Below are 19,511 nucleotides of genomic sequence, written 5' to 3' on the forward strand. Positions count from 1 at the left end.
CCGTTCTCAGCGCAACGCAACGGTGCGTTGTATTCTCTGGTCGTGAGCACGCAGAACGGTCCGCGCAAGGCCGAGGCAATCTTCGCCGCCACCCTCGAACTACTGGCCGAAAACGGTTACGAGAAGCTCGCCATCGAGGCCGTCGCGGCCCGGTCCGGCGTCAACAAGACGACGCTGTACCGGTGGTGGCCGTCGAAGGACGCGCTCCTGGCGGCGGCACTGCGCGATTCGGGACTGTTCGCCCTCGATGTCCCGGACACCGGCAGCCTGCGCGGCGATCTTCTCGCCGTGGCGACCCACATCCTCCGGCTGCTCACCTCGGAACACACCTCACCCGCCGTCATCGCGACCCTCACCGCCGGGCCGCGCCGCCCTGAACTCGGCGAGGTCGCGCGGAGTTTCTTCGCCGACCGCATGGCGCGAGAGAAGCCGATCTTCGAACGGGCCGCCGCGCGGGGCGAAGTGCGCGACGACGTCGATCCGGTCCTGGTGATGGATCTGCTCGCGGGGGCGATCTGGTTCCGGCTGCTCCTGCGCGGCGGCGAAGCCGATCCGGAATTCGTCGAACAGGCCGTCGACACGGTACTGGCCGGTGCCGCGTGAAAATCCCGCTGAAGATCGAATCCGAACGGCTCGAAGATTATCTCGTCGCCGACGCGGTGATCGATCACGATCATCCGCTGATCCGCGAAACGGCTGACAGACTGTCACCGACCGGCGGCACCGAAGCCGACGTGATTCGTTCGATGTTTCACTTCGTGCGCGACGAGATCGCCCATACGGTGGACACCGCCGATTCCCGGGTCACCCTTCTGGCCTCGGAGACGCTAAGCGAGCGTGTCGGGCTTTGCTACGCGAAGGCCCATCTGCTGGCCGCTTTGCTGCGCAGCCAAGGCATCCCGGCCGGCTTCTGTTATCAGCGAATCGGCGTTCTGCACGGGCTCAACGGCGTGTACATCGCCGGACCGGACCGGTGGATCCGGCTCGACCCGAGAGGGAACGAGAACGGCGCGGACGCTCATTTTCCTTCCCTGCTAAGGGATTCGCCGGAGGACGAGCGGCTCGCGTGGACCCTGGACCCAGCCAAGGGCGAGATCGACTTCCCCACCGTCTACACCACGCCGTCTTCGAAGGTCGTCGAAACTCTGTCGTCGGCGAAGCCCAGTCCCGGCTGGTACGAGGGAATCCTTCCGCACTCTCCGTGAGTGGTTTTTCCGCGTTCCGGGGAAACCCCGGCGGCGAACAAGGTATAGCCGTGCGTCACGTTCGCTGTTGGTACCTTTCCCCCGAATTTCTTATTTCGACATTGTCACGATGCGCGTAGAGTAACTCCCCGCACTCGAACAGATACGCAATGCGTTCGTCCGTTCGAGTGCGGATCAAGGAGGTGAACCCCGTGCCCGCGGAAGCCGACCGGCTCCGCCGTACCCCATTGCAAGAGATCTTCTGGACCAGGACGAGCCTGCTGCTCACCGTACTGGTCGTCGTCGCGGGCCTCAGCCTGTGGATCTCCAGCATGATGGATCCCGGCGCCGGAAAGACGCTGCTCACTTCACTGGGCACCGGCACCCTGATCTCCGCGGTGGTCGGTTTCGGCCAGACCCTGATCACCGCCACCGCGTCACAACGCGCGATGGTGACCCCGGTGATCGAGGAAAGCCGCCGCGCACTGGAGGCGCTCAGCGCCGAATACCGTTCGCTCAACAAGGAATTCTTCCCCACCCACGTCTTCGAGGCGACCACCGTTCCGGATCCGATGTTCAACCGGGTCCTGACCGAAGACCTCGACGCGACCCGGCACTACTTCTTCCGCGGGTTCTCCGGCAGGCACGCCGCGGCCCGTTTGCTGTTGTCCCGCAGTGAAAGAGAGCTTCGCGCGGTCATCGCCGACCCGCGCGACGAGGGCGCCATCAGTGGCAGGGCGCGCTATCTCCTTCGCAGCGAAGAAGCGGGCGTGGACTACGAGACGATCCAGGCCAGGCTCAACGACGAGATCAGCATCGGCCTGGTCGGGTTGTTCCTGGCTCGCGGCCGGTGTTCGCTGGTGGACATCACCGTCGTCGCCGACCCGCCGCTGGACCGGCTCGAAGTGTTCGACGAGAGCGTTTGGGTGACCTTGTACAGCGACATCCGCGGCGCGACCACGCTGTATCCGCGAACGCTGCGGTTCAGCGAAGGTTCCTTTCTGTACAACAAGGAGCGCTCGGAGTTCCTGCGGGTGTCCCAGTCCCGTTCCGGACGGCATTTCCGCATCTCCACCACCACGACGAGGACGGACTTCCTCGCCCTGTACGAAAAGATCACCGGATCCCCACTGTCCGAAGAGAACTTCCTGGAACTGGAAGGGAAATTCCACGCCTTCCGGAAGGAGTTCACCGAACTCGCCGAGTTGAACCCCTGACCTCTCGGCGTCGCAGAGCACTAGATTTGAGGAGCTGAAGTTGCTCACTCGCTTGTCCCCCCTCACCCGGCTCTCCGCGCTGCTCCGGACCACGGACCTGCCACTGGCGCAGCACTGGCAGATCGTCGACGAGATCTTCCGGGACTGGACGTCACGACCCGACCTGCACGACGACCTTCGCGAGCACCTGGATTCGCTGAGCCCGGACGAGGCGAGCGCGGTATCCGAACGGTCCCGGGAGACCACCACCCATTTCGCCTGGTGCCTCCTCGACTCCCCGACGGACCCCTTTTCGGTCTGGTTGCACGAGTACAAGGCACCGGAAGACTGGCGTGAGGGCTACGCCGATTCCGTGCACAACCACAGGTATCACTTCTGCACCACGATCCTCCGTGGCAACTATGTCCACGAGCGGTATTCGACCCTGCGCGACCAGCTCTCCGGATTGATCACATCGGTTCGGTTACGACGTAGCACGCTGTGTCAGACGGGCGCGGTAGGCGTCATGTACGCGGACGAGTTCCATCGGATTCCCGAAGCCACCGAAGGGACTATGACGTTTTTGGTGAAATCACGCCCCGTAAGCGAGTTCAGTCTTTCCTATGACCCGAAGACCGGAATGGGACATCGTCACGTTCCGGTGGAGGTCCGATTGGGGGACCTGGCCGGCCGCATCTAACTACACACCGCCGTCGAAGGCGCATACCATTACTCCACCCGTCTGTAAACGGGATCGGAGAGGTGTATGCGCGCGCGAAAGAGCACGATTCCTTCCCAGACCATCGACGCCGTCGAGCAGCGCGTCCGGCAACTGTGCTGGCGCTATGCGGACAAACTGCAATTCCACGGCTGGCACCATGTCAGTTTCGTCCGGGCCAAGGCCGCGGGGTTCGCCGAGCACAACGGTGCCGATCGTACCGTCGTCGAGGTGGCGGCACTGGTGCACGACGTGAACTACATCGTGCTCCGGAACTCCCCCGCGGCCGCCGGGCGAGACCTCCGTTTGGGCATCCTGCGTGAATGCGGGGTCGAGGAGAGCGTCGCCCGGTGGATCGACGAACTCGTCGACGAAGCCGAAATGGCCACCAGAGGCCGGCACATCTCGCTCGAGGCCCAAGCGTTGAGCGACGCCGACACGCTGTTCAAGGCGTTGCCGGTGACGCCCGTCGTCCTCGCTCACCGTTATCTGCGGGAGAACGGGTTGAGCCTCCGCGAACTGGCGCACAAGATCGTCGGCGAACAACGCGACGTCCACGACAGCGGCTACTACTTCTACAACCCCAAAGCCGCGGAGAACTACTCTCGATGGGCGTTGGCGAATCTCCAGTTGTGGCAGTGCATCAAGGAGGCTGTCGACGATCCGACGGTCGTCGAACTCCTCGACGCGGTGCATGCCGTGGACGCCATGGACTTCGAGCCCGCGGCTTCCTAAGTGTCTTAGCGCTGTCCGTAGCCGCGGAGTTTCTCCACGACGTGCTCGATCTCGGCGGGCGGGAGCAGATTCGGTGTTCCCGCCGCCCGGGCCGTCAGCCAGACCTGGCAGACCCATTCGAGCTGCTGTGCCCGGCTGTACGCGGAACCGAGACTGTCGCCGAAGGTGGTGGTGCCGTGATTGGCCAGCAGGCAGCCTCGGCGGCCCTCCAGGGCCTCCAGCATGGCCTTGGCGAGCTCTTCGGTGCCGTACGTCGCGTAGGGCGCGACGCGGGCCGTCGGGCCGATCGCGGCGAGCATGTAGTGGATCGGCGGCACCTCGGTGACGAGAGTCGAGACGGCCGTGGCGTGCACGGAATGCGTGTGCACCACGGCCGAGATCGCCTTGCCGTCCGGATCAGCCGCCTGCCGATACACCGTGAGGTGCATCGGCAGTTCACTGGTGGGCTTGAGGGAGCCCTCGACGATCTCGCCGTCGAGGCGGACCACCGGTACGTCCTCCGGCCGCAGCCCGGCGTAGTCGACCCCGGTCGGCGTCACCGCGATCAGCTCACCCTGCCTCGCGGAAACGTTCCCGGACGTGCCGACCACGAGTCCGTCGGCGGTCATCCGACGTGCGAATTCACAGACCGCCAAGCGTTCTTTGGCCAGGATCACCCTCACAACCTCCACAGTCCACGAGCCGCGGCCAGTGAGGCCTGGTAGTCGGCGTAGCCCTGCTCGTAGAAACTTACGTTCCCGGGGCGGACCTCGACGACGCGGGCGCTCTCCGCCCACAGGTCCCTGTCGACCGGTTCGCCGAGCGCGTCCGCGGCGACGATCACCGCTCCCCGGGCGCCGACCCCGGGATCGCCAGGGATCACGATGGGCCGCCCCAGAACGTCGGCGAAGATGCGCGTCCACTCCCGTGAGCGGACCCCGCCACCGCAGGCGTACAACGTGCCGGTGAGCCCGGCCGCGTCGAAGCAGTGCTTCGCCGCGTACGCGATCGACTCGCACAGCGCGCGGACGACGTCGCCACGCTCGCTCTCCAGGCTCAGCCCGGAGAACTGCGCCCTGGCAGAGGAGTCGACGAACGGCGCTCGCTCACCGGACGCGGACAAGAACGGCAGCGCGCGAACGCCGCCCGCGCCGGGTTCGCTCGCGTCGAGCAAGGGACCGATCTCCTCGACCGCGATCCCGAACAGACGGCACACCCAGTCGATTCCCGCGGTGCCGACCATCGCCGGCATCGCCCGGAGGAACTCGCCTTCCTCCGGGGTGCAGAGGAACATCCCCGCGGGCTCGCCCTCCGGATCGAACACCGCCGAATCCGTCAGGACCTGGCAGGCGAGCGTGGTCCCGGCGGTGAGAATGCCGTCCCCCGCCCGTCGCACACCGGCGCCGATGGCACTCGCGGGCAGGTCGAACGGCCCGGCCGTGACCGGCAGCCCGGCGGGAAGACCGAGCAGGCCGGCTCCCCGCTCGTCCAAGCGGAACACCGTCTTCGGCGCCGCCGGCTCCGCGAAGAGGCTCCGGCGATGGGAGAGGCCGACGGCCGCGATGGCGTCTTCGTCGTAGCGGCGCGTGGCGGGGTCGAGGAAAGGCAGCGACGCGTCCGACGCGTCGACGGTGATCTCGCCGGTCAGTCGTTGGAGCACCGCGTCGACGCAGTAGCCCGCCACCACAGCCCTGTCGAGCGACTCGGGTTCATGAGTGTCCAAAAAGGACATGATCGCCGCGGCGCAGCCGGGGAACATGCCCGACGCGGTACGGCGGAACACTTCCCTGGTCACCCCGGCCGCCTGCCAGTCGGCCAGCAGCGAGTTCGCCCGCCCGTCGAGCCAGGAGATCGCGGGCCGCACGGCCTCCCCGGCTTCGTCGCGCAGCCACAGTCCGTCGCCCTGACCGGTGAGCGCCAGCGCGGTGACCGGGCCGTCGAGACCGGCGGCGACCTCGCGCACCACCCTCGCCACGGTGCCGAGCACCTGGTCGAGGTCTTGTTCGACCAGCCCGCCCGGCAGGTGGTGCACCTCGGACGTGGTGCACGCGCTCGCGACGGACATCCCGGCCTTGTCGAAGACGACCGCCTTGGTCAGTGACGTGCCGATGTCGACGCCGATGATCATGGCCGCAGAACCCCGGGATTCGCCAGGTTCGCGAGCGCCTCCCCGCGGGAGTACCGGCCGACCTCGGCGGCGACGATGCTCGCCGCCCGCTCCGCCGTCTGCTTGCTGGCACCGGCGAGATGCGGGGTCGCGATCACGTTCGGCGCGTCCCGCAAGGCCCAGTCCGCGGGCGGCGGTTCGACGTCGTACACGTCGAGCGCGAGCGCGCCGAGCCGTCCCGAGCGCAGGGCTTCCGGCAGCGGGGAGTAGTCCAAGAGGCCGCCACGTGCGGTGTTGACCAGTACCGCGCCCTGCGGCAGCAGCGCGAGTTTGGCGGCGTCGATCAGGTGGCGGGTCTCTTCGGTGAGCCGGGCGTGCAGGCTCACCACGAAGCTGCGGCGCAGCAGTTCGTCCAGGTCGACGAGCTCCGCACCGTCGGCGCCGATCCGGGCGGGGTCGGCGAACGGATCCGCGACCAGCACCTTCGCGCCGAACGCGACGAGCACCTTGGCCACCCGCGCGCCGATCGCGCCGTAGCCGACCAGGCCGACGGTGGTCCCGTCGAGTTCGAGACCGGTCTGGTCGTAGGCGTAGTAGTCGCCGCGCCAGGTCCCGCCCAGCAGTTCGGCCGACGACGTCGAGATCCGGCGCATCGCGGCCAGGATCATGCCGACCGCGAATTCGGCGGCGGCACCGGCGTTGCGGCCGGGCGCGTACGTCACCGCGACACCCGCCTCGGTGGCCGCGGCGAGGTCGACGTTGACCGGACCTCCCCGGCACACCGACACGAGCTTGAGGCCCGGCGCGGCCGCGAACACCTGCTTGGTGAAAGGCGCCATCTGGGTCACCACGACCTCGGCGCCCGCCAGCGCCTCGATCACCTGCTCCTCGGTGCCGCTGGCCTCGTGCACGTTCGCGACCGGGCCGAACGGCTCCACCGGCCACGGCAGCGTCAGTTCCGAGAACTCGTGCCCGGCGCCGATCTCGGCGCGGACGGCGTCGGCCAGCAGGCCGGTGCCGACGAAATGGTCTCCCGCAGCGAGTATCCGCAACTCTGCGTCCTCTCTCCGTGCCCGGATCGGGCAGTGAGTTCTAGTGAGCTTGCTCGTATTCGGTGATGTGCGCGACCTTGCTCGCACTGGCCGAGGCCGGGTCGAAGCGGTAGCCGACCCATTCGGCGACGATCTTCTTCGCCAGTTCCGGGCCGATCGCCCGCGCACCGAAGGTGATCACCTGGCAGTCGTTCGACTTGACCGAACGCTCGGCCGAGTACGAGTCGTGCGCGACCGTGGCCCGGACACCGGGAACCTTGTTCGCCGAGATGGCCATGCCGATCCCGGTGCCGCAGACCAGGACCCCGCGATCCGCCTCGCCTCGCGCGATCGACTCCGCCGCCGCGAGTCCGAGGAGCGGATACGCCTTGTCGTCCGATCCATCGGCCACGCCCAGGTCGGTGACCTCGTCCACCCTGTCGTCGGCGAGGAGCAGGTCACGCAGCTGGTCTTTGAGTGCCACCCCGGCGTTGTCCGCCGCCACCACGATCCGCATTCAGTCTTCCTTTCCCAGAGCCTGGCCGACCGCGGTGACGAGCAGCGCGAACGAGGTGGCCCCGGGATCGGGGTGCCCTTTGCTCCGCTGCGCCAACCGCGCCGCCCGTCCCTTGGCGGGCAACAGGTCCGCCGTGACCTCGGCCGCGCTCACCGCGACCTGGGCCGCCTTCTGCCATGCCTGCGGGACGTCGGCGCCCGCCTCGGCCTGTTCGCGCAACGCCAGCCGGAACGGCTCGATGGCGTCGAGCATGGTCTTCTCGCCGGGCTCCGCCTTGCCCAGTTCGACGAACGCCGTCACGGCGCCGTCCACGGCGTCCGCGAGGACTGTCGCGGTGACCTCGTCGCCGGGCCGGCCCTGGATTCCGGCACCGGTTTCGGCCAGCAGGACGCCGTACAGTGCTCCGGACGCGCCGCCAGCCGCGTCGGCGAAGGCCGTCCCCGCCGCCAAAAGCGCGGTGGACAACGACTCTCCGTCACGCCTCGCCGCGGCCACCGCGGCCCGCATCCCCCGGGTCATGCCCAAGCCGTGGTCACCGTCGGCGGCGACCGCGTCCAACCTGCCGAGTTCGGCTTCGTTGGCTTCGATGACGTGCAGGGCCGCCGTCAGCGCGCGGTCCACGATGCCTTGTCCAGGCTCGGTCTCCGCCAGCAGTGAGTCCACTGTGGACTCCAGCGGAACCTGGGCCAGCGCGGCGCCGGTGCTCCGGTAGCCCGGGGTGTCACAAGGTGCGGCGTAGAGCTCGGCGAGTTCGTCGTCGAGCACCAGGATCGACAACGAGACACCGGCCATGTCGAGTGACGTGACGAACTCGCCGACCTCGGCGTGCAGCGGGCTGAGCCCTGCCTCGGCGAGCCGCTCGTGCACCCGGGTGTAGGTCGCGAACATCTCTTCGTATTTGGTGCGGCCCAGCCCGTTCAGCAGGACCACCACGCGCCCGTCGCCCACGGGTAATTCCGGGAGGAGTCCGTCGACCAGTTCGTCGGCCAGTTCCCGGGCGCTCAGCCTGCCGACGGTGCGCACGCCGGGCTCGCCGTGGATGCCGAGCCCCAGTTCCATCTCGCTCTCGCCGACGGTGAACAGCGGGGCGGACGCGCCGGGCAGAGTGCAGCCGCCGAACGCCACCCCGAAGGTCCGGGTGTTCGCGTTCGCCTTCTCCGCCAGCGCGTGCACGGCGGCCAGGTCGTCACCTCGTTCGGCGGCGGCGCCCGCGATCTTGAAGACCAGGAAGTCGCCCGCGACACCGCGACGCCGTTCCGGCTCGTCCGCGGGGCCGCTGGCGATGTCGTCGGTGACCAGGATCGTGCGGCTCTCGACGCCCTCGGCCGCCAGCCTGCGCGCGGCGAGCCCGAAGTGCAGGACGTCGCCTTGGTAGTTGCCGTAGCCGAAGAGCACTCCGGCACCGCTCTCCGCGGCCCGTGCCGTGCGGTAGACCTGCTCGGCGCTCGGGCTGGTGAACACGTCGCCCACCACCGCGCCGTCCGCGAGGCCGGGGCCGACCAGTCCGGCGAACGCGGGATAGTGCCCGCAGCCACCGCCGATCACCACCGCGACCTTGCGCCGGGTCTCTTCTCGGCGCAGCACGCCGTAGGCGCCGGGGACCTTGCGCACCGAACGCCCGTAGGCGGTGACGAACCCGTCCAGCCAGTCGCGTTTGAACGTCTCCGCGGCACCCAGAACCGTCATCGCCCGCTCGCCTCCGCGAATTCGCCGGACAGGTACGCGAGCAGCTTGCGGCGCACGTCGTCGTTGTTCTCCGCGACCGCGGCGGCCAGTTCCAGCGCGTCCGGCTTCGGCGGGTACACCGGGTTCGGCAGCGCGATCACGGTGAGCCCGGCCGCGGCGGCGGCGCGGATGCCGTTGCTGGAGTCCTCGACGCCCAGACATTCCTCACCGGACCGGCCGAGCCTGGCGGCGGCTTCGAGGTAGACGTCCGGGCTCGGCTTGCCCCTGGCGACCTCGGCGCTGGAAACGGTCGCGCTGAACTCGCCGGTGAGCCCGTGCTTGTCGAGGACCGCGTCGATCACGCGGCGGGCGGCCGACGACGCCAGCGCGACCGGCACCTTCGCGCTCACCTCGCGGACCATCTCGCCGGCGCCCGGCAGCAAGGGCGCCTCTCCCGCCTCGATCGCGGCGATCATGCCGTCCACCACGGCACGCTCGACCTCGGCCGGGCTTTCCGAGGTGCCGGACCGCTTCGCGAGGTAAGCGGCCCATTCGGGCGCGCTCATCCCTTGTACGGACGCGGTGTCCTCAGCGGTCCACTCGGTCCGGTGCCGGGCGGCGTACGCCACCCAGTTCTCCTCCCAGAGGTGTTCACTGTCGACGAGGACACCGTCCAGGTCGAACACCACCGCGGCGAGTGCCATCCGGCATCTCCTTTCACATCGATGCTGTTAAGTTAACATCGATGATGTGATCTAGGCAAGCTTCGAGGAGGGATCCCGTGGTCGCACGGTTGTTATTGGCACGGCACGGCCAGACCGAATGGCATGCCGAGAACCGCTACGCGGGCAGCAGCGACGTTGCCCTGACCGAGGAGGGGCTCAGGCAGGCGGACGAACTCGCCGGGTTCGCCGCGGCGGCCGGGCCCACGGCCGTCTACTGCTCGCCGCAGAGCCGGGCACGTCGCACGGCGGAGCCGTCGGCCGAGGCCTTGGGCCTGCCGTTGCGAGTGGTCGGCGAACTGCGTGAAGTCCACTTCGGACTGATGGAAGGACGTACCAGGAAAGAGCTGGCGGAATCGGATCCCGATGCGGTCGCGAGGTTTCTCGCCGACCCCGTGACCGGCGCGTTTCCCGGTTCCGAGCCGCCCGCGGACGCGGCCGCCCGCGGCGCGAAAGCCCTGCGCGGGATCGCCGAAGAAGCGCCGGGCGAGACTGTGCTGGTCGTCGCGCACAACACCCTGATCAGGCTGACCTTGTGCGCACTGCTCGGCCTCCCGCTCGAGAGCTACCGCACGGTGTTCCCGCGCCTCGACAACGCGGCCGTCACCGAGCTCGCGATCGACGGCACGCGCACCGGCCTGCTGCGCCTCAATCAGCCGGCGGGCACGCGATACTGAACCCCATGAGCGATGAGAAGACGGCCGGCGCGAGCGCACACTCTCGTAACACGCGCCAGCGGCAGATCACCGAACACGTCTTCGAGTCCGGCTCCGCCACCATCTCCGACCTGGTGGAACTCACCGGCGTCAGCACGATGACCGTGCACCGGGACGTCGACGAACTGGCCCGGCGCGGCCTGTTGCGGAAGTACCGGGGCGGCGTGTCGGCCATGCCGTCGACGGTGTTCGAAAGCAACGCCGACTACCGGATGAACGTGCACTCCGAGGAGAAGGCGGCGATCGCCGCGCACGCGCTCGCCCGCGTCGAACCGGGGATGTCGATCCTGCTCGACGACTCCACGAGCGCGCTCGCGCTGGCGAAGATGCTGCACAGCGTCACGCCGCTGACCGTCGCGACGAACTACCTCGGCGCCATCGAACTCCTCAAAGGCGTCCCCGACCTGCGGCTCATCTGCATCGGCGGCGACTACTCCGCGACCCACGACTCGTTCCTCGGCATGCAGAGCCTCGAAGCGATCGAACGGATCACCGTCGACGCGACCTTCGTTTCGACCTCGGCGATGAACACGCGGATGACCTTCCACCAGGAGCCGGAGATCGTGATGCTGAAGCGCGCGATGCTGGCCAGCGCCCGGACGAAAGTGCTGCTGATGGACCACAGCAAGACCGAACGCGCGGCGCTGCACCGGCTGGCGCCGCTGAGCGACTTCGACGTGCTGATCGTCGACGACGGCGTGGAAGACCACCTGGCCGAGGAGATGCGGAGCCAGGTCGAAGTGGACATCGCGGAGCTCTGAGGCGGACGCCCCCGCACTACGGCCGGACCGGAGGATTCGGATCCGGCCCGCGAAGTACATGAAGCGGGCGAGATAACGGCAGGCCGGCCTGGCTTGGCGCGAGTGGCGACTCGGGTCAGGGCCAAGCGCGTCTCGGATACCTGCCGTCGGGCCGGTTCTTCGTGACCGGAGGGACGACTCGCGTGATCAGACGGACGACACGTGTGATCAGACGGACGACTCGCGGCGGACCCCGGCCCGAGTCGTGTCGTCCGTCCGATCACGCGAGTTCGCCACCCAATCACGCGAGTCACGCCTTCCGGCTCACGACCACCCGGACCGAACGGGCGCGCGAGGCTAACACGAAAATCCCACCGATGTAACATCTTGAAAGTTAAGTTAACACGATCCATGATACGCTGATCACGACGTCATGGAGGCGTGTATGAACCAGGTAACACTGCCGTTATCGCGATCCGGGAGCGGGTTCGCCCGCATGCTGAACCGCTGGGGCCTGCCCGCCCCGCTGTTCCTCGGCTACGCCGGGCTGCTGCTGTTCATGATCGGCGACGGGGTCGAGTCGGGCTTCATCGCGCCGTTCATGGCGGACAACGGCGCGGGCACCGAGATCAAGGCCTCGTACGTGATCACCGTGTACGGCGTCGCCGTGATGCTGGCGTCGTGGCTGTCGGGCGCGTTGTCGGACCTCTGGGGCCCGCGCCGGGTGATGATGATCGGCCTGGCCATCTGGCTGGTGTTCGACGTCCTGTTCCTCGCGGTCGCGGTATCCGGTGAGAACTACCCGTTAATGCTGGTGTTCTACGGCCTCCGAGGCTTCGGCTATCCGATGTTCGCGTTCGGTTTCCTGGTCTGGATCACCGCGGTGGCGCCGGTCGCCAGGCTGGGCGCGGCCGTGGGCTGGTTCTACTTCGCCTTCACCGGCGGGCTGCCGACGCTGGGCGCGCTGGTCGCGAGCTTCACGAACCCGGTGCTGGGCCAGTACGGCACGCTCTGGGTGTCGGTGGCGCTGCTCGCGCTCGGCGGCTTGCTGGCGATCTTCGGGGTCCGGCAGCGGACGGGGTACACCCGGCTCGCGCCGCCGGACGTGAAACCGGTGCAGAGCCTCGTCTCCAGCGTGTCGATCGCGTGGAAGAAGCCCCGCGTCGGCGTCGGGATGCTCGTCCGTGTCATCAACACCGCGCCCGAGTTCGGCATGCTCGTGTTCTTCCCGACGATCTTCATCGAGGGCATCGGGTTCGGCGAGAGCCGCTGGCTGCTCCTGGTCTCGGTCATCTACGGCACGAACATCTTCTTCAACCTGATCTTCGGCGTGCTGAGCGACCGGATCGGCTGGCGCACCACGATCTTCTGGTTCGGCGCGATCGGCTGCGCGATCTCGATCCTGTTGCTCTACTTCGTCCCGGTCGCGATGGGCGCCGAGTACTACTGGCTCGCCCTGCTCGTCGGCGCGCTGTACGGCGCCACGCTCGCCGGGTTCGTGCCGATCTCGGCGCTGCTCCCCTCGCTCGCCCCGGAGAACAAGGGCGGCGCGATGGCCCTGCTGAACCTGGGCGCGGGTGCGGCGGCGTTCGTCGGGCCGGCGATCGTCAGCGTGTTCCTCGGACCGCTGGGCGCGGCCGGAGTGGTGATCGTCTTCGCCGCGCTGTACCTCGTCGCCGCCGTCATGGTGCGCTACCTGAAGTTGCCCGAAGAGACGGCGAAGGCGATCGAAGAGGACAAGAGCCTGCAGCAAGTCGGAGAGAAGGTCGTCACCACGTGAACCAACCCGTCACGATCGGGATCGACGTCGCCACCGCGGGGGTCCGTGCCCTCGCGGTGCGCGGCGGCACCGTCCTCGCTTCGGCCGCCGAGCCACTGCCCGCACCGGTCCGCGACGAACGCGGGCACAGCGAGCAGGACGCCCGGTCCTGGTGGCCCGCGGTGGAGACGGTGCTGGCGAAGGTCACCGGCGAGCTGCCGGGCAGGGGCGGCGAGGTCGTCGCGGTGGCCGTCGCCGCGACGTCGGGGACGATCGTCGGGGTCGACACCTCGGGTGAACCGGTCACGCCCGCGCTGATGTACGACGACAGGCGCGGCACGGAGCTCAACCGCAAGGCCACCGAACTCGGTGAGGATCGCTGGCGGCGACTCGGTTTCGGCGTGGCCGCCACGGCCGCGCTGGGCCGGATCGCCTGGCTGTCCGAGCACGTCCCCGACGTCGCCGGGGTCCGGCACACGCCCGATCTGATCGCCGCGAAGCTCACCGGCGGACCGGCGGCGAGCGACTGGTCGCATGCCTTGAAAAGCGGCTACGACCCGCGTGCCGGCGAATGGTCACACGAGGTCTTCGAGGCCTTGGCGGTGCCGGAGGACCTGCTCCCGCCGGTGGTCGCGCCGGCCACCGTGCTGGGCACGGTGTCCCGTCCGGTCGCCGGGCTCCCGGCGGGCTGCGCGGTCGTGGCCGGGATGACCGACGGCTGCGCGGGCCAGCTCGCTGCCGGAGCGGTCGCCCCGGGGAGTTTCGTCGGGATCCTCGGCACGACGTACGTGCTCAAAGGGGTCACCGAAGACCTGGTGCCGGACCCGACAGGGGCGATGTACAGCCACCGTCATCCGGACGGCTGGTGGCTGCCCGGTGGCGCGTCGAACACCGGCGGCGAGGCCGTCGCCGGGCAACGGAACCTTCCCGGGCTCGACGCGGCGGCGGCCGCGCGCGGCCCGGCGAAGGTGATCGCGTATCCGTTGCGGCGCAAAGGTGAACGCTTCCCGTTCGCCAGCGCGGACGCGGAGGGCTTCGTGTCTGGCGACGCCGGTGAGGTGGAGTTGCACCGGGCCAGGCTGGAGGGTGTCGCGTTCCTCGAACGGCTGGCTCTGGACCATCTGCGCCGGCTCGGTGTCGCGATCACCGAACCGCTGCTGGCGGCGGGCGGCGGTAGCAAAAGTCCTTTGTGGACGCGCATCAGGGCGACCGTCACCGGGCTCGGGCTGAGGGTGTCACCGCAGGCCGAAACGGGGTACGGCGCGGCCCTGCTCGCCGCGGCGGGAGTACTGCCGGGTGGTCTCGGCGAGGCGTCGGAAGGGCTCGGCAAGGGAACGCTGGTCGAACCCGACGAGCGCGAGAGTGCCGCGCTCACCGAGTCCTACCTGCGGTTCTGCACCGAACTGCACACCAGGGGCTGGATCGACGACGAGCTGTTCGCCGTCGTCCAGCGTTGAGAGAACTTGGCTGAGAGAACAGAGTTGAGAGATCAGGAAGGACGTGGGCCGTTGGACTTGGTAGGAGCCGGCTTCGGCGTGGCCTCAGGCTTCGATGCTTCCGGCTTGGCCGCCCCGGCGTCCGGAGCAGCCTCCGTGGCGGCGTCGGGAGCGGGAGCCAGCAGCCGGATGGCCTCCTGGACGGCGACGTCCGTGGCGGAAAGCCGATCGGCGACCTTCGACCGGAGTTCCAGCGAGAGCTTCCGGGCCTGCTGAGCCTCGGCCTGCTGGGTCTTCGCGTCGGTGAGAGCCTCCGCGACCTGCTCCTGCTTCGCCGCGATGTCCTCCGCCGAAGACTTCTCCGACTTGGCGATCTTCTCCGCCGAGATCCGCTCCGCTTCTGCACGTTTGTCCGCCGAAACCCGGTCGGCCTCCGCGATCTTGTCCGCGGACGCCTTCTCCGCTTCCGCACGACGAGCGGCTGAGGCCTCCTCGGCCTTCTTGTCCGCGGCGGCGCGGGTCCGGACGCTTTCCAGGTCCAGTTCCTTGCGCTTCTGCGCCGCTTCGGAGTTCAGGCGCTCGATCTCGGCTTTGGCGTCCGCGAGCAGTTTCTCCCGCTCGGTCTGCGCGTCCTTGGCCGCTTTTTCGCTCGCGCGCTGCGTCTCGTGGGCGTATTTGTCCGCTTCGGTCCGGGTCGACTTGGCGTCGGCCTCCGCGGCGGCCTTGAGGTCGGCGATCTCCTCCTCGGCGAGCTGCATCATCATGCGGACGCGTTCGGCCATCGCGCCGGCGCCGGACGGACTCGAACTCATCCGTACGAGGGCGGCCTTGGTCTCGTCCAGTTCCTTCTGGGCGTGGCCGAGCGCCTTGGTGAGTTCACCGGCGGTCGCCACGGCCTCGTCGCGGTTGCGCGAGGTCTGCTTGATTTCGGCCGTCAGCTCGACGAGACGCTCGTCGACCTGACGCTTGTCGTAACCGCGGACAGCGACCGCGAACTGGGACGATTTCGCTGAGGGCGCCTGAGGCGCCGTCTTCTCAGGAGCGACCATGGCGGACACCTTAATGAGCTTGGGCCCGTCAGGCAGTACCGCCAAACGGCTGCACTCGGCGTGCGGCGGGCCGGTCACATGGCATCCTGCATTGTTGACAGGTGGTAAGCAGAGGAGGCCCGGTTGGACATCTCGGCGATCCTCGAAGACATCCGCGAGCATTGGCATGTCTACGCCACGATGCCGTTCATCGCGGCGCTCATCGGCTACATCACGAAACGCGTCGCCATCGAGATGATGTTCCGGCCGCTGGAGTTCGTCGGGATCAAGCCGTTCCTCGGCTGGCAGGGAGTCATCCCGGCCAACTCGCGCCGGATGGCGACCACCGCCGTCGACCTGCTGACCCGGAACCTCGTCGATCCGCAGGAGATCTTCTCCCGGCTCGATCCCGACGAGGTCGTCAAGGAACTGGAGGAACCGCTCCTCAAAGCCGTCGAGGACGTCACCCGCGAGGTGATGGAGCAGTACCAGCCCCGGCTATGGGAGCTGCTGCCGACGCGGGCGCAGCGGATGCTGGTCGACCAGGTCCGCGCGCAGGCGCCGAAGGTCGTCGCGAGGTTGATGCGCGAGGTGTCGACGAACATCGACGAGGTCCTCGACGTCAACGGGATGCTGATCAACGCGATGGTCCGGGACAAATCGCTCACCTGCCGCCTGATCAAGGAGGTCGCGACCCCGGAACTCCGCTTCATCGCCCGGTCCGGCATCTGGTTCGGCTTCGTGATCGGCCTGGTCCAGTTCGTCGCGTGGGCGCTGACGAAACAGCCGTTGATCATGCCGATCTTCGGTTTCGTCACCGGGTTCGTCACCGACTGGCTGGCCCTGAAAATGATCTTCTACCCGCGTGAGCCGCGCCGGTTCCTGTTCTTCAGCTGGCAGGGCATGTTCCAGAAGCGCCGTCAGGCCGTCGCCAAGGACTACGGCGCGCTGATCGCGGACGAGGTCCTCACCGTGCGGAACGTGATGGAGGCCGTCCTCACCGGACCGAAGTCGGACAAGCTGTTCGCGATGATCACCCGTGAGGTGCAGCGGACCATCGACGCGCAGGCGAGCATCGCGAAACCGTTGGTGGCGCTGACCGTCGGCGGCGTGCAGTACCAGGAGATGAAGAAGGCCGCGGCGGAGAAGGCGATCGCGTATCTCCCCGAAACGGTGAAACACGTGGAGAGCTACGCCACTGACGCGCTCGACGTCCGCAACACCATCGTCACGAAGATGCAGCAGCTGACCCCGCTCGAGTTCGAGGGGATCCTGCGTCCCGCCTTCCAGCAGGACGAATGGAAGCTGATCGCGGTCGGCGCGGTGATCGGCGGGCTCGTGGGTGAACTTCAGGTCCTGTTACTCCTCCATTGAGGACCGGCGGCTAGGTTGCCCTTCAAGCAAGACGCGGGAGGGGCTCGGAAGTGGACGCCGTCATCGCCGATCTCGGCGAGCACTGGCCGGTGTACGTCACCATGCCGTTCGTCGCCGCGCTGATCGGCTACGTCACCAAACGCGTCGCCATCGAGATGATGTTCAAACCGGTGGAATTCGTCGGCGTCAAACCGTTCCTCGGCTGGCAGGGCGTGCTTCCGGCGAACGCCGAGCGGATGGCGGCCACCGCCACCGAGATGCTGACGAACAACCTCGTCGATCCGAAGGAGATCTTCGCCAGGCTCGACCCGGCGCAGGTCGCGAAGGAGATCGAGCAGCCGCTGCTGCGGATCGTCGAGGACGTCACCCGCGAGGTGATGGAGCAGTACCAGCCCAGACTGTGGGAAGTACTACCGAACACCGCGCAGCAGCTGCTGCTCAAACGAGTGCAGGCCGAGGCGCCGCGCGCGATCACGAAGATCATGGGCGAGATCTCGGAGAACATCGAGGACGTCCTCGACCTCAAGCACATGGTCGTGACGAACCTCGTGCGCGACAAAGCCTTGCTGAACCGGCTGATCCGCGACATCTCGCGGCCGGAGATGCGGTTCATCGCACGGTCGGGGATCGTGTTCGGGTTCTCGCTCGGTTGTGTGCAGCTGCTCGTCTGGGCGCTGACGAAGTCGCCGATCGTGCTGCCGCTGTTCGGTGTCGGCATCGGCTGGTTCACCGACTGGATCGCCCTGAAGATGATCTTCCTGCCGCGTGAGCCGAAGCGGTTCTTCGGCCTCTACACCTGGCAAGGCGTGTTCCAGAAACGCAAGGACCAGGTTTCCGAAGACTACGGCGACATGATCGCGCGCGAGATCATCACCATCCCGAACCTGCTCGAAGCGGTGTTGAGCGGGCCGAAATCGGACAGGCTGTTCACGATGATCACCCGTGAGGTGCAGCGGACCATCGACGCGCAGGCGAGTGTCGTGAAGCCGTTCGTCGCGCTGGCCGTCGGGAGCAGGAAGTTCCAGGAGATGAAGCAGACGGCGGCGGCGAAGGCGGCGGCACGGATCCCGGAGACGATCCGGCACGCCGAAAGTTACGCCGTCAACGCGCTCGACGTCCGGAACACCATTGTGGACAGAATGCGACGGCTGAACCCGCTCGAATTCGAGCAGTTGCTGCGCCCGGCGTTCCGGCAGGACGAGTGGAAGCTGATCGCCGTCGGCGCGGTGATCGGCGGCCTTGTCGGTGAACTTCAGGTGCTTCTGCTGCTTCACTGACGGCCAGCCGATACGGTTCCCATCCCACCCGAGCGAGGAGGTCCCATGGACGCCGTCCTCGACGACCTCGCGCGGCACTGGTGGCTGTACGCCGCGATCCCGTTCATCGCCGCGCTCATCGGCTACGTCACCAAACGCGTCGCCATCGAGATGATGTTCAAGCCGCTGGAGTTCGTCGGCGTCAAACCGTTCCTCGGCTGGCAGGGCGTGGTGCCCAAACACGGCGGGCGGATGGCCGCCGTCGCGACCGAGCTGCTGACGTCGAACCTGTTGGACGTCAAAGAGGTCTTCCGCCGGATCGACCCGGCGATCATCACGCGCGAGATCGAGCAGCCGTTGCTGCGGGCCGTGGACGAGGTCGCCCGCGAAGTACTCGAAAAGCACCATCCCAAGCTCTGGGAGGTCATGCCGACGATGGCGCAGGAGCTGCTGATCAAGCAGGTCCAGGCGTCGACGCCGCGGCTGGTGCGCGAGTTCATGGAGGAGATGACCGAGAACCTCGACGAGGTGCTCGACTTCCAGCACATGACCGTGCAGCGGCTCACCAGGGACAAGAAGCTGCTCGTCCGGCTGATCCGCGAGACGTCGCGGCCGGAGATGGCGTTCATCGCGCGCACCGGGATCTACTTCGGCTTCGGGCTCGGCGTCGTGCAGGCGATCGTCTGGGCGGTGACGAAGGAGCCGTGGGTGCTGCCCATCTTCGGCGGCTGCATCGGGCTGTTCACCGACTGGCTGGCGATCAAGCTGATCTTCGTGCCGCGCGAGCCGGTGCGGGTCGGCCGGGTGATCCTGCAGGGCAAGTTCCAGCGGCGGCGGGCCGAGGTCGCGCACCAGTACGGCGAGATGATCGCGAACGAGATCCTGACCGTGCCGAACCTGCTCGACGCCGTCCTGCGCGGGCCGCGGTCGGATCGGCTGTACGCGCTGGTCGAGCGGCTCGTTGCGCAGGCTGTCGACGAACAGGCGAGCGTCGCGAAACCGATGGTCGCGATGGCCGTCGGCGGGCAGCGGCTGCAGGAGATCAAGCAGGCTGCCGCGCGGAAGGCCCTGGAGCGGCTGCCGCCGACGATCCGGCACGCCGAGGGCTACCTGACCGAGGCGATGGACGTCGCGAAGATCGTCGAGCGCCGGATGCTCGGGCTGACGCCGTTGGAGTTCGAGGGGCTGCTGCGGCCCGCGTTCCGGCAGGACGAGTGGAAGCTCATCGCGGTCGGCGGGCTCATCGGCTTCCTGGTCGGGGAGCTCCAGGTCCTCCTCATGCTCCACTGACCCCCGGATCGCGTTTAGCGGGCTAAACGCGATCCGGGGGGCGGAAGTGAGGCGTTCT

Annotated in this window: 19 protein-coding genes; 12 read left to right on the top strand and 7 right to left on the bottom strand. The window is 67.9% G+C overall.

Features of this window, described 5'->3' with window-relative positions; genetic code table 11:
• The first annotated feature begins 42 nt into the window (after positions 1-42).
• The 5 genes from AB0N89_RS12455 to AB0N89_RS12475 all read left to right on the top strand — a co-directional run bounded on the left by AB0N89_RS12455 (position 43) and on the right by AB0N89_RS12475 (position 3,833).
• The gene (locus tag AB0N89_RS12455; RefSeq protein ID WP_364203790.1) at positions 43-603 is read left to right on the top strand and encodes a TetR/AcrR family transcriptional regulator; all 561 of its coding nucleotides are present in this window, start codon (positions 43-45) and stop codon (positions 601-603) included.
• A complete protein-coding gene (locus tag AB0N89_RS12460) occupies positions 600-1,205 on the top strand; it encodes a transglutaminase-like domain-containing protein (protein WP_364203793.1) in 606 nt (201 codons plus the stop codon). Before AB0N89_RS12455 ends, AB0N89_RS12460 begins: the two co-directional genes overlap by 4 nt.
• Positions 1,206-1,354: 149 nt before the next feature.
• Entirely contained in the window at positions 1,355-2,401 is a 1,047-nt protein-coding gene (locus AB0N89_RS12465) for a hypothetical protein (protein WP_364203796.1), read from the top strand.
• 40 nt (positions 2,402-2,441) lie between these two features.
• Positions 2,442-3,080 (top strand): hypothetical protein, encoded by a 639-nt coding sequence (locus AB0N89_RS12470; protein WP_364203799.1) that lies wholly within the window; start codon positions 2,442-2,444, stop codon positions 3,078-3,080.
• Between the two features lie 66 nt (positions 3,081-3,146).
• The gene (locus AB0N89_RS12475; protein ID WP_364203802.1) at positions 3,147-3,833 is read left to right on the top strand and encodes an HD domain-containing protein; all 687 of its coding nucleotides are present in this window, start codon (positions 3,147-3,149) and stop codon (positions 3,831-3,833) included.
• 5 nt (positions 3,834-3,838) lie between these two features.
• Here the strand turns inward: AB0N89_RS12475 and AB0N89_RS12480 are convergent, their stop codons facing one another.
• Genes AB0N89_RS12480 through AB0N89_RS12505 form a run of 6 tightly spaced genes read right to left on the bottom strand, consistent with a single transcriptional unit; the run spans position 3,839 to position 9,836 of the window.
• On the bottom strand, positions 3,839-4,489 hold the full coding sequence (locus tag AB0N89_RS12480; RefSeq protein ID WP_364203805.1) for a class II aldolase/adducin family protein: 651 nt from the start codon (positions 4,487-4,489) through the stop codon (positions 3,839-3,841).
• A gap of 2 nt (positions 4,490-4,491) precedes the next feature.
• Positions 4,492-5,940: an FGGY-family carbohydrate kinase gene (locus AB0N89_RS12485; protein ID WP_364203808.1), complete on the bottom strand. Its 1,449-nt coding sequence runs from the start codon at positions 5,938-5,940 to the stop codon at positions 4,492-4,494.
• The gene (locus tag AB0N89_RS12490) at positions 5,937-6,971 is read right to left on the bottom strand and encodes a 2-hydroxyacid dehydrogenase (protein ID WP_364203811.1); all 1,035 of its coding nucleotides are present in this window, start codon (positions 6,969-6,971) and stop codon (positions 5,937-5,939) included. Before AB0N89_RS12490 ends, AB0N89_RS12485 begins: the two co-directional genes overlap by 4 nt.
• A 40-nt stretch (positions 6,972-7,011) precedes the next feature.
• Positions 7,012-7,467: a ribose-5-phosphate isomerase gene (locus tag AB0N89_RS12495; RefSeq protein ID WP_364203812.1), complete on the bottom strand. Its 456-nt coding sequence runs from the start codon at positions 7,465-7,467 to the stop codon at positions 7,012-7,014.
• Positions 7,468-9,153: a dihydroxyacetone kinase family protein gene (locus AB0N89_RS12500; protein WP_364203814.1), complete on the bottom strand. Its 1,686-nt coding sequence runs from the start codon at positions 9,151-9,153 to the stop codon at positions 7,468-7,470.
• Positions 9,150-9,836 (bottom strand): HAD family phosphatase, encoded by a 687-nt coding sequence (locus AB0N89_RS12505; protein WP_364203816.1) that lies wholly within the window; start codon positions 9,834-9,836, stop codon positions 9,150-9,152. Before AB0N89_RS12505 ends, AB0N89_RS12500 begins: the two co-directional genes overlap by 4 nt.
• Positions 9,837-9,913: 77 nt before the next feature.
• Between AB0N89_RS12505 and AB0N89_RS12510 the strand changes: the two genes are divergently transcribed.
• From AB0N89_RS12510 to AB0N89_RS12525, 4 genes are all read left to right on the top strand, one after another.
• On the top strand, positions 9,914-10,531 hold the full coding sequence (locus AB0N89_RS12510; RefSeq protein WP_364203818.1) for a histidine phosphatase family protein: 618 nt from the start codon (positions 9,914-9,916) through the stop codon (positions 10,529-10,531).
• A gap of 5 nt (positions 10,532-10,536) precedes the next feature.
• Positions 10,537-11,331 carry a DeoR/GlpR family DNA-binding transcription regulator gene (locus tag AB0N89_RS12515; protein ID WP_364203820.1) on the top strand — a complete coding sequence of 265 codons (795 nt, stop codon included), beginning with the start codon at positions 10,537-10,539 and terminating at the stop codon, positions 11,329-11,331.
• Between the two features lie 424 nt (positions 11,332-11,755).
• Positions 11,756-13,090: an MFS transporter gene (locus tag AB0N89_RS12520; protein WP_364203822.1), complete on the top strand. Its 1,335-nt coding sequence runs from the start codon at positions 11,756-11,758 to the stop codon at positions 13,088-13,090.
• Complete coding sequence (locus AB0N89_RS12525) at positions 13,087-14,526, top strand: FGGY family carbohydrate kinase (RefSeq protein WP_364203824.1); 1,440 nt, start codon at positions 13,087-13,089, stop codon at positions 14,524-14,526. Before AB0N89_RS12520 ends, AB0N89_RS12525 begins: the two co-directional genes overlap by 4 nt.
• A gap of 32 nt (positions 14,527-14,558) precedes the next feature.
• Here the strand turns inward: AB0N89_RS12525 and AB0N89_RS12530 are convergent, their stop codons facing one another.
• Positions 14,559-15,554 carry a hypothetical protein gene (locus AB0N89_RS12530; RefSeq protein ID WP_364203826.1) on the bottom strand — a complete coding sequence of 332 codons (996 nt, stop codon included), beginning with the start codon at positions 15,552-15,554 and terminating at the stop codon, positions 14,559-14,561.
• Positions 15,555-15,677: 123 nt separating this feature from the next.
• Here AB0N89_RS12530 and AB0N89_RS12535 point away from each other — a divergent pair, with 123 nt between their 5' ends.
• Genes AB0N89_RS12535 through AB0N89_RS12545 form a run of 3 tightly spaced genes read left to right on the top strand, consistent with a single transcriptional unit; the run spans position 15,678 to position 19,453 of the window.
• Complete coding sequence (locus AB0N89_RS12535; RefSeq protein ID WP_364203828.1) at positions 15,678-16,907, top strand: DUF445 family protein; 1,230 nt, start codon at positions 15,678-15,680, stop codon at positions 16,905-16,907.
• A 50-nt stretch (positions 16,908-16,957) separates the two neighbouring features.
• Positions 16,958-18,184: a DUF445 family protein gene (locus AB0N89_RS12540; RefSeq protein ID WP_364203830.1), complete on the top strand. Its 1,227-nt coding sequence runs from the start codon at positions 16,958-16,960 to the stop codon at positions 18,182-18,184.
• A gap of 45 nt (positions 18,185-18,229) precedes the next feature.
• Positions 18,230-19,453, top strand: coding sequence for a DUF445 domain-containing protein (locus tag AB0N89_RS12545; protein ID WP_364203831.1), 1,224 nt, complete (start codon positions 18,230-18,232; stop codon positions 19,451-19,453).
• Positions 19,454-19,511 lie beyond the last annotated feature (58 nt).

Origin of the sequence: Amycolatopsis sp. NPDC089917, assembly GCF_040684635.1 — a bacterium.
GTDB lineage: Bacteria > Actinomycetota > Actinomycetes > Mycobacteriales > Pseudonocardiaceae > Amycolatopsis.

What these genes read in the sequence shown, in the direction of transcription:
- AB0N89_RS12465 (WP_364203796.1), top strand. Translation starts at nt 1,355, where the DNA reads ATGCGTTCGTCCGTTCGAGTGCGGATCAAGGAGGTGAACCCCGTGCCC.
- AB0N89_RS12475 (WP_364203802.1), top strand. Translation starts at nt 3,147, where the DNA reads ATGCGCGCGCGAAAGAGCACGATTCCTTCCCAGACCATCGACGCCGTC.
- AB0N89_RS12485 (WP_364203808.1), bottom strand. Translation starts at nt 5,940, where the DNA reads ATGATCATCGGCGTCGACATCGGCACGTCACTGACCAAGGCGGTCGTC.
- AB0N89_RS12495 (WP_364203812.1), bottom strand. Translation starts at nt 7,467, where the DNA reads ATGCGGATCGTGGTGGCGGCGGACAACGCCGGGGTGGCACTCAAAGAC.
- AB0N89_RS12500 (WP_364203814.1), bottom strand. Translation starts at nt 9,153, where the DNA reads ATGACGGTTCTGGGTGCCGCGGAGACGTTCAAACGCGACTGGCTGGAC.
- AB0N89_RS12505 (WP_364203816.1), bottom strand. Translation starts at nt 9,836, where the DNA reads ATGGCACTCGCCGCGGTGGTGTTCGACCTGGACGGTGTCCTCGTCGAC.
- AB0N89_RS12515 (WP_364203820.1), top strand. Translation starts at nt 10,537, where the DNA reads ATGAGCGATGAGAAGACGGCCGGCGCGAGCGCACACTCTCGTAACACG.
- AB0N89_RS12520 (WP_364203822.1), top strand. Translation starts at nt 11,756, where the DNA reads ATGAACCAGGTAACACTGCCGTTATCGCGATCCGGGAGCGGGTTCGCC.
- AB0N89_RS12530 (WP_364203826.1), bottom strand. Translation starts at nt 15,554, where the DNA reads ATGGTCGCTCCTGAGAAGACGGCGCCTCAGGCGCCCTCAGCGAAATCG.
- AB0N89_RS12545 (WP_364203831.1), top strand. Translation starts at nt 18,230, where the DNA reads ATGGACGCCGTCCTCGACGACCTCGCGCGGCACTGGTGGCTGTACGCC.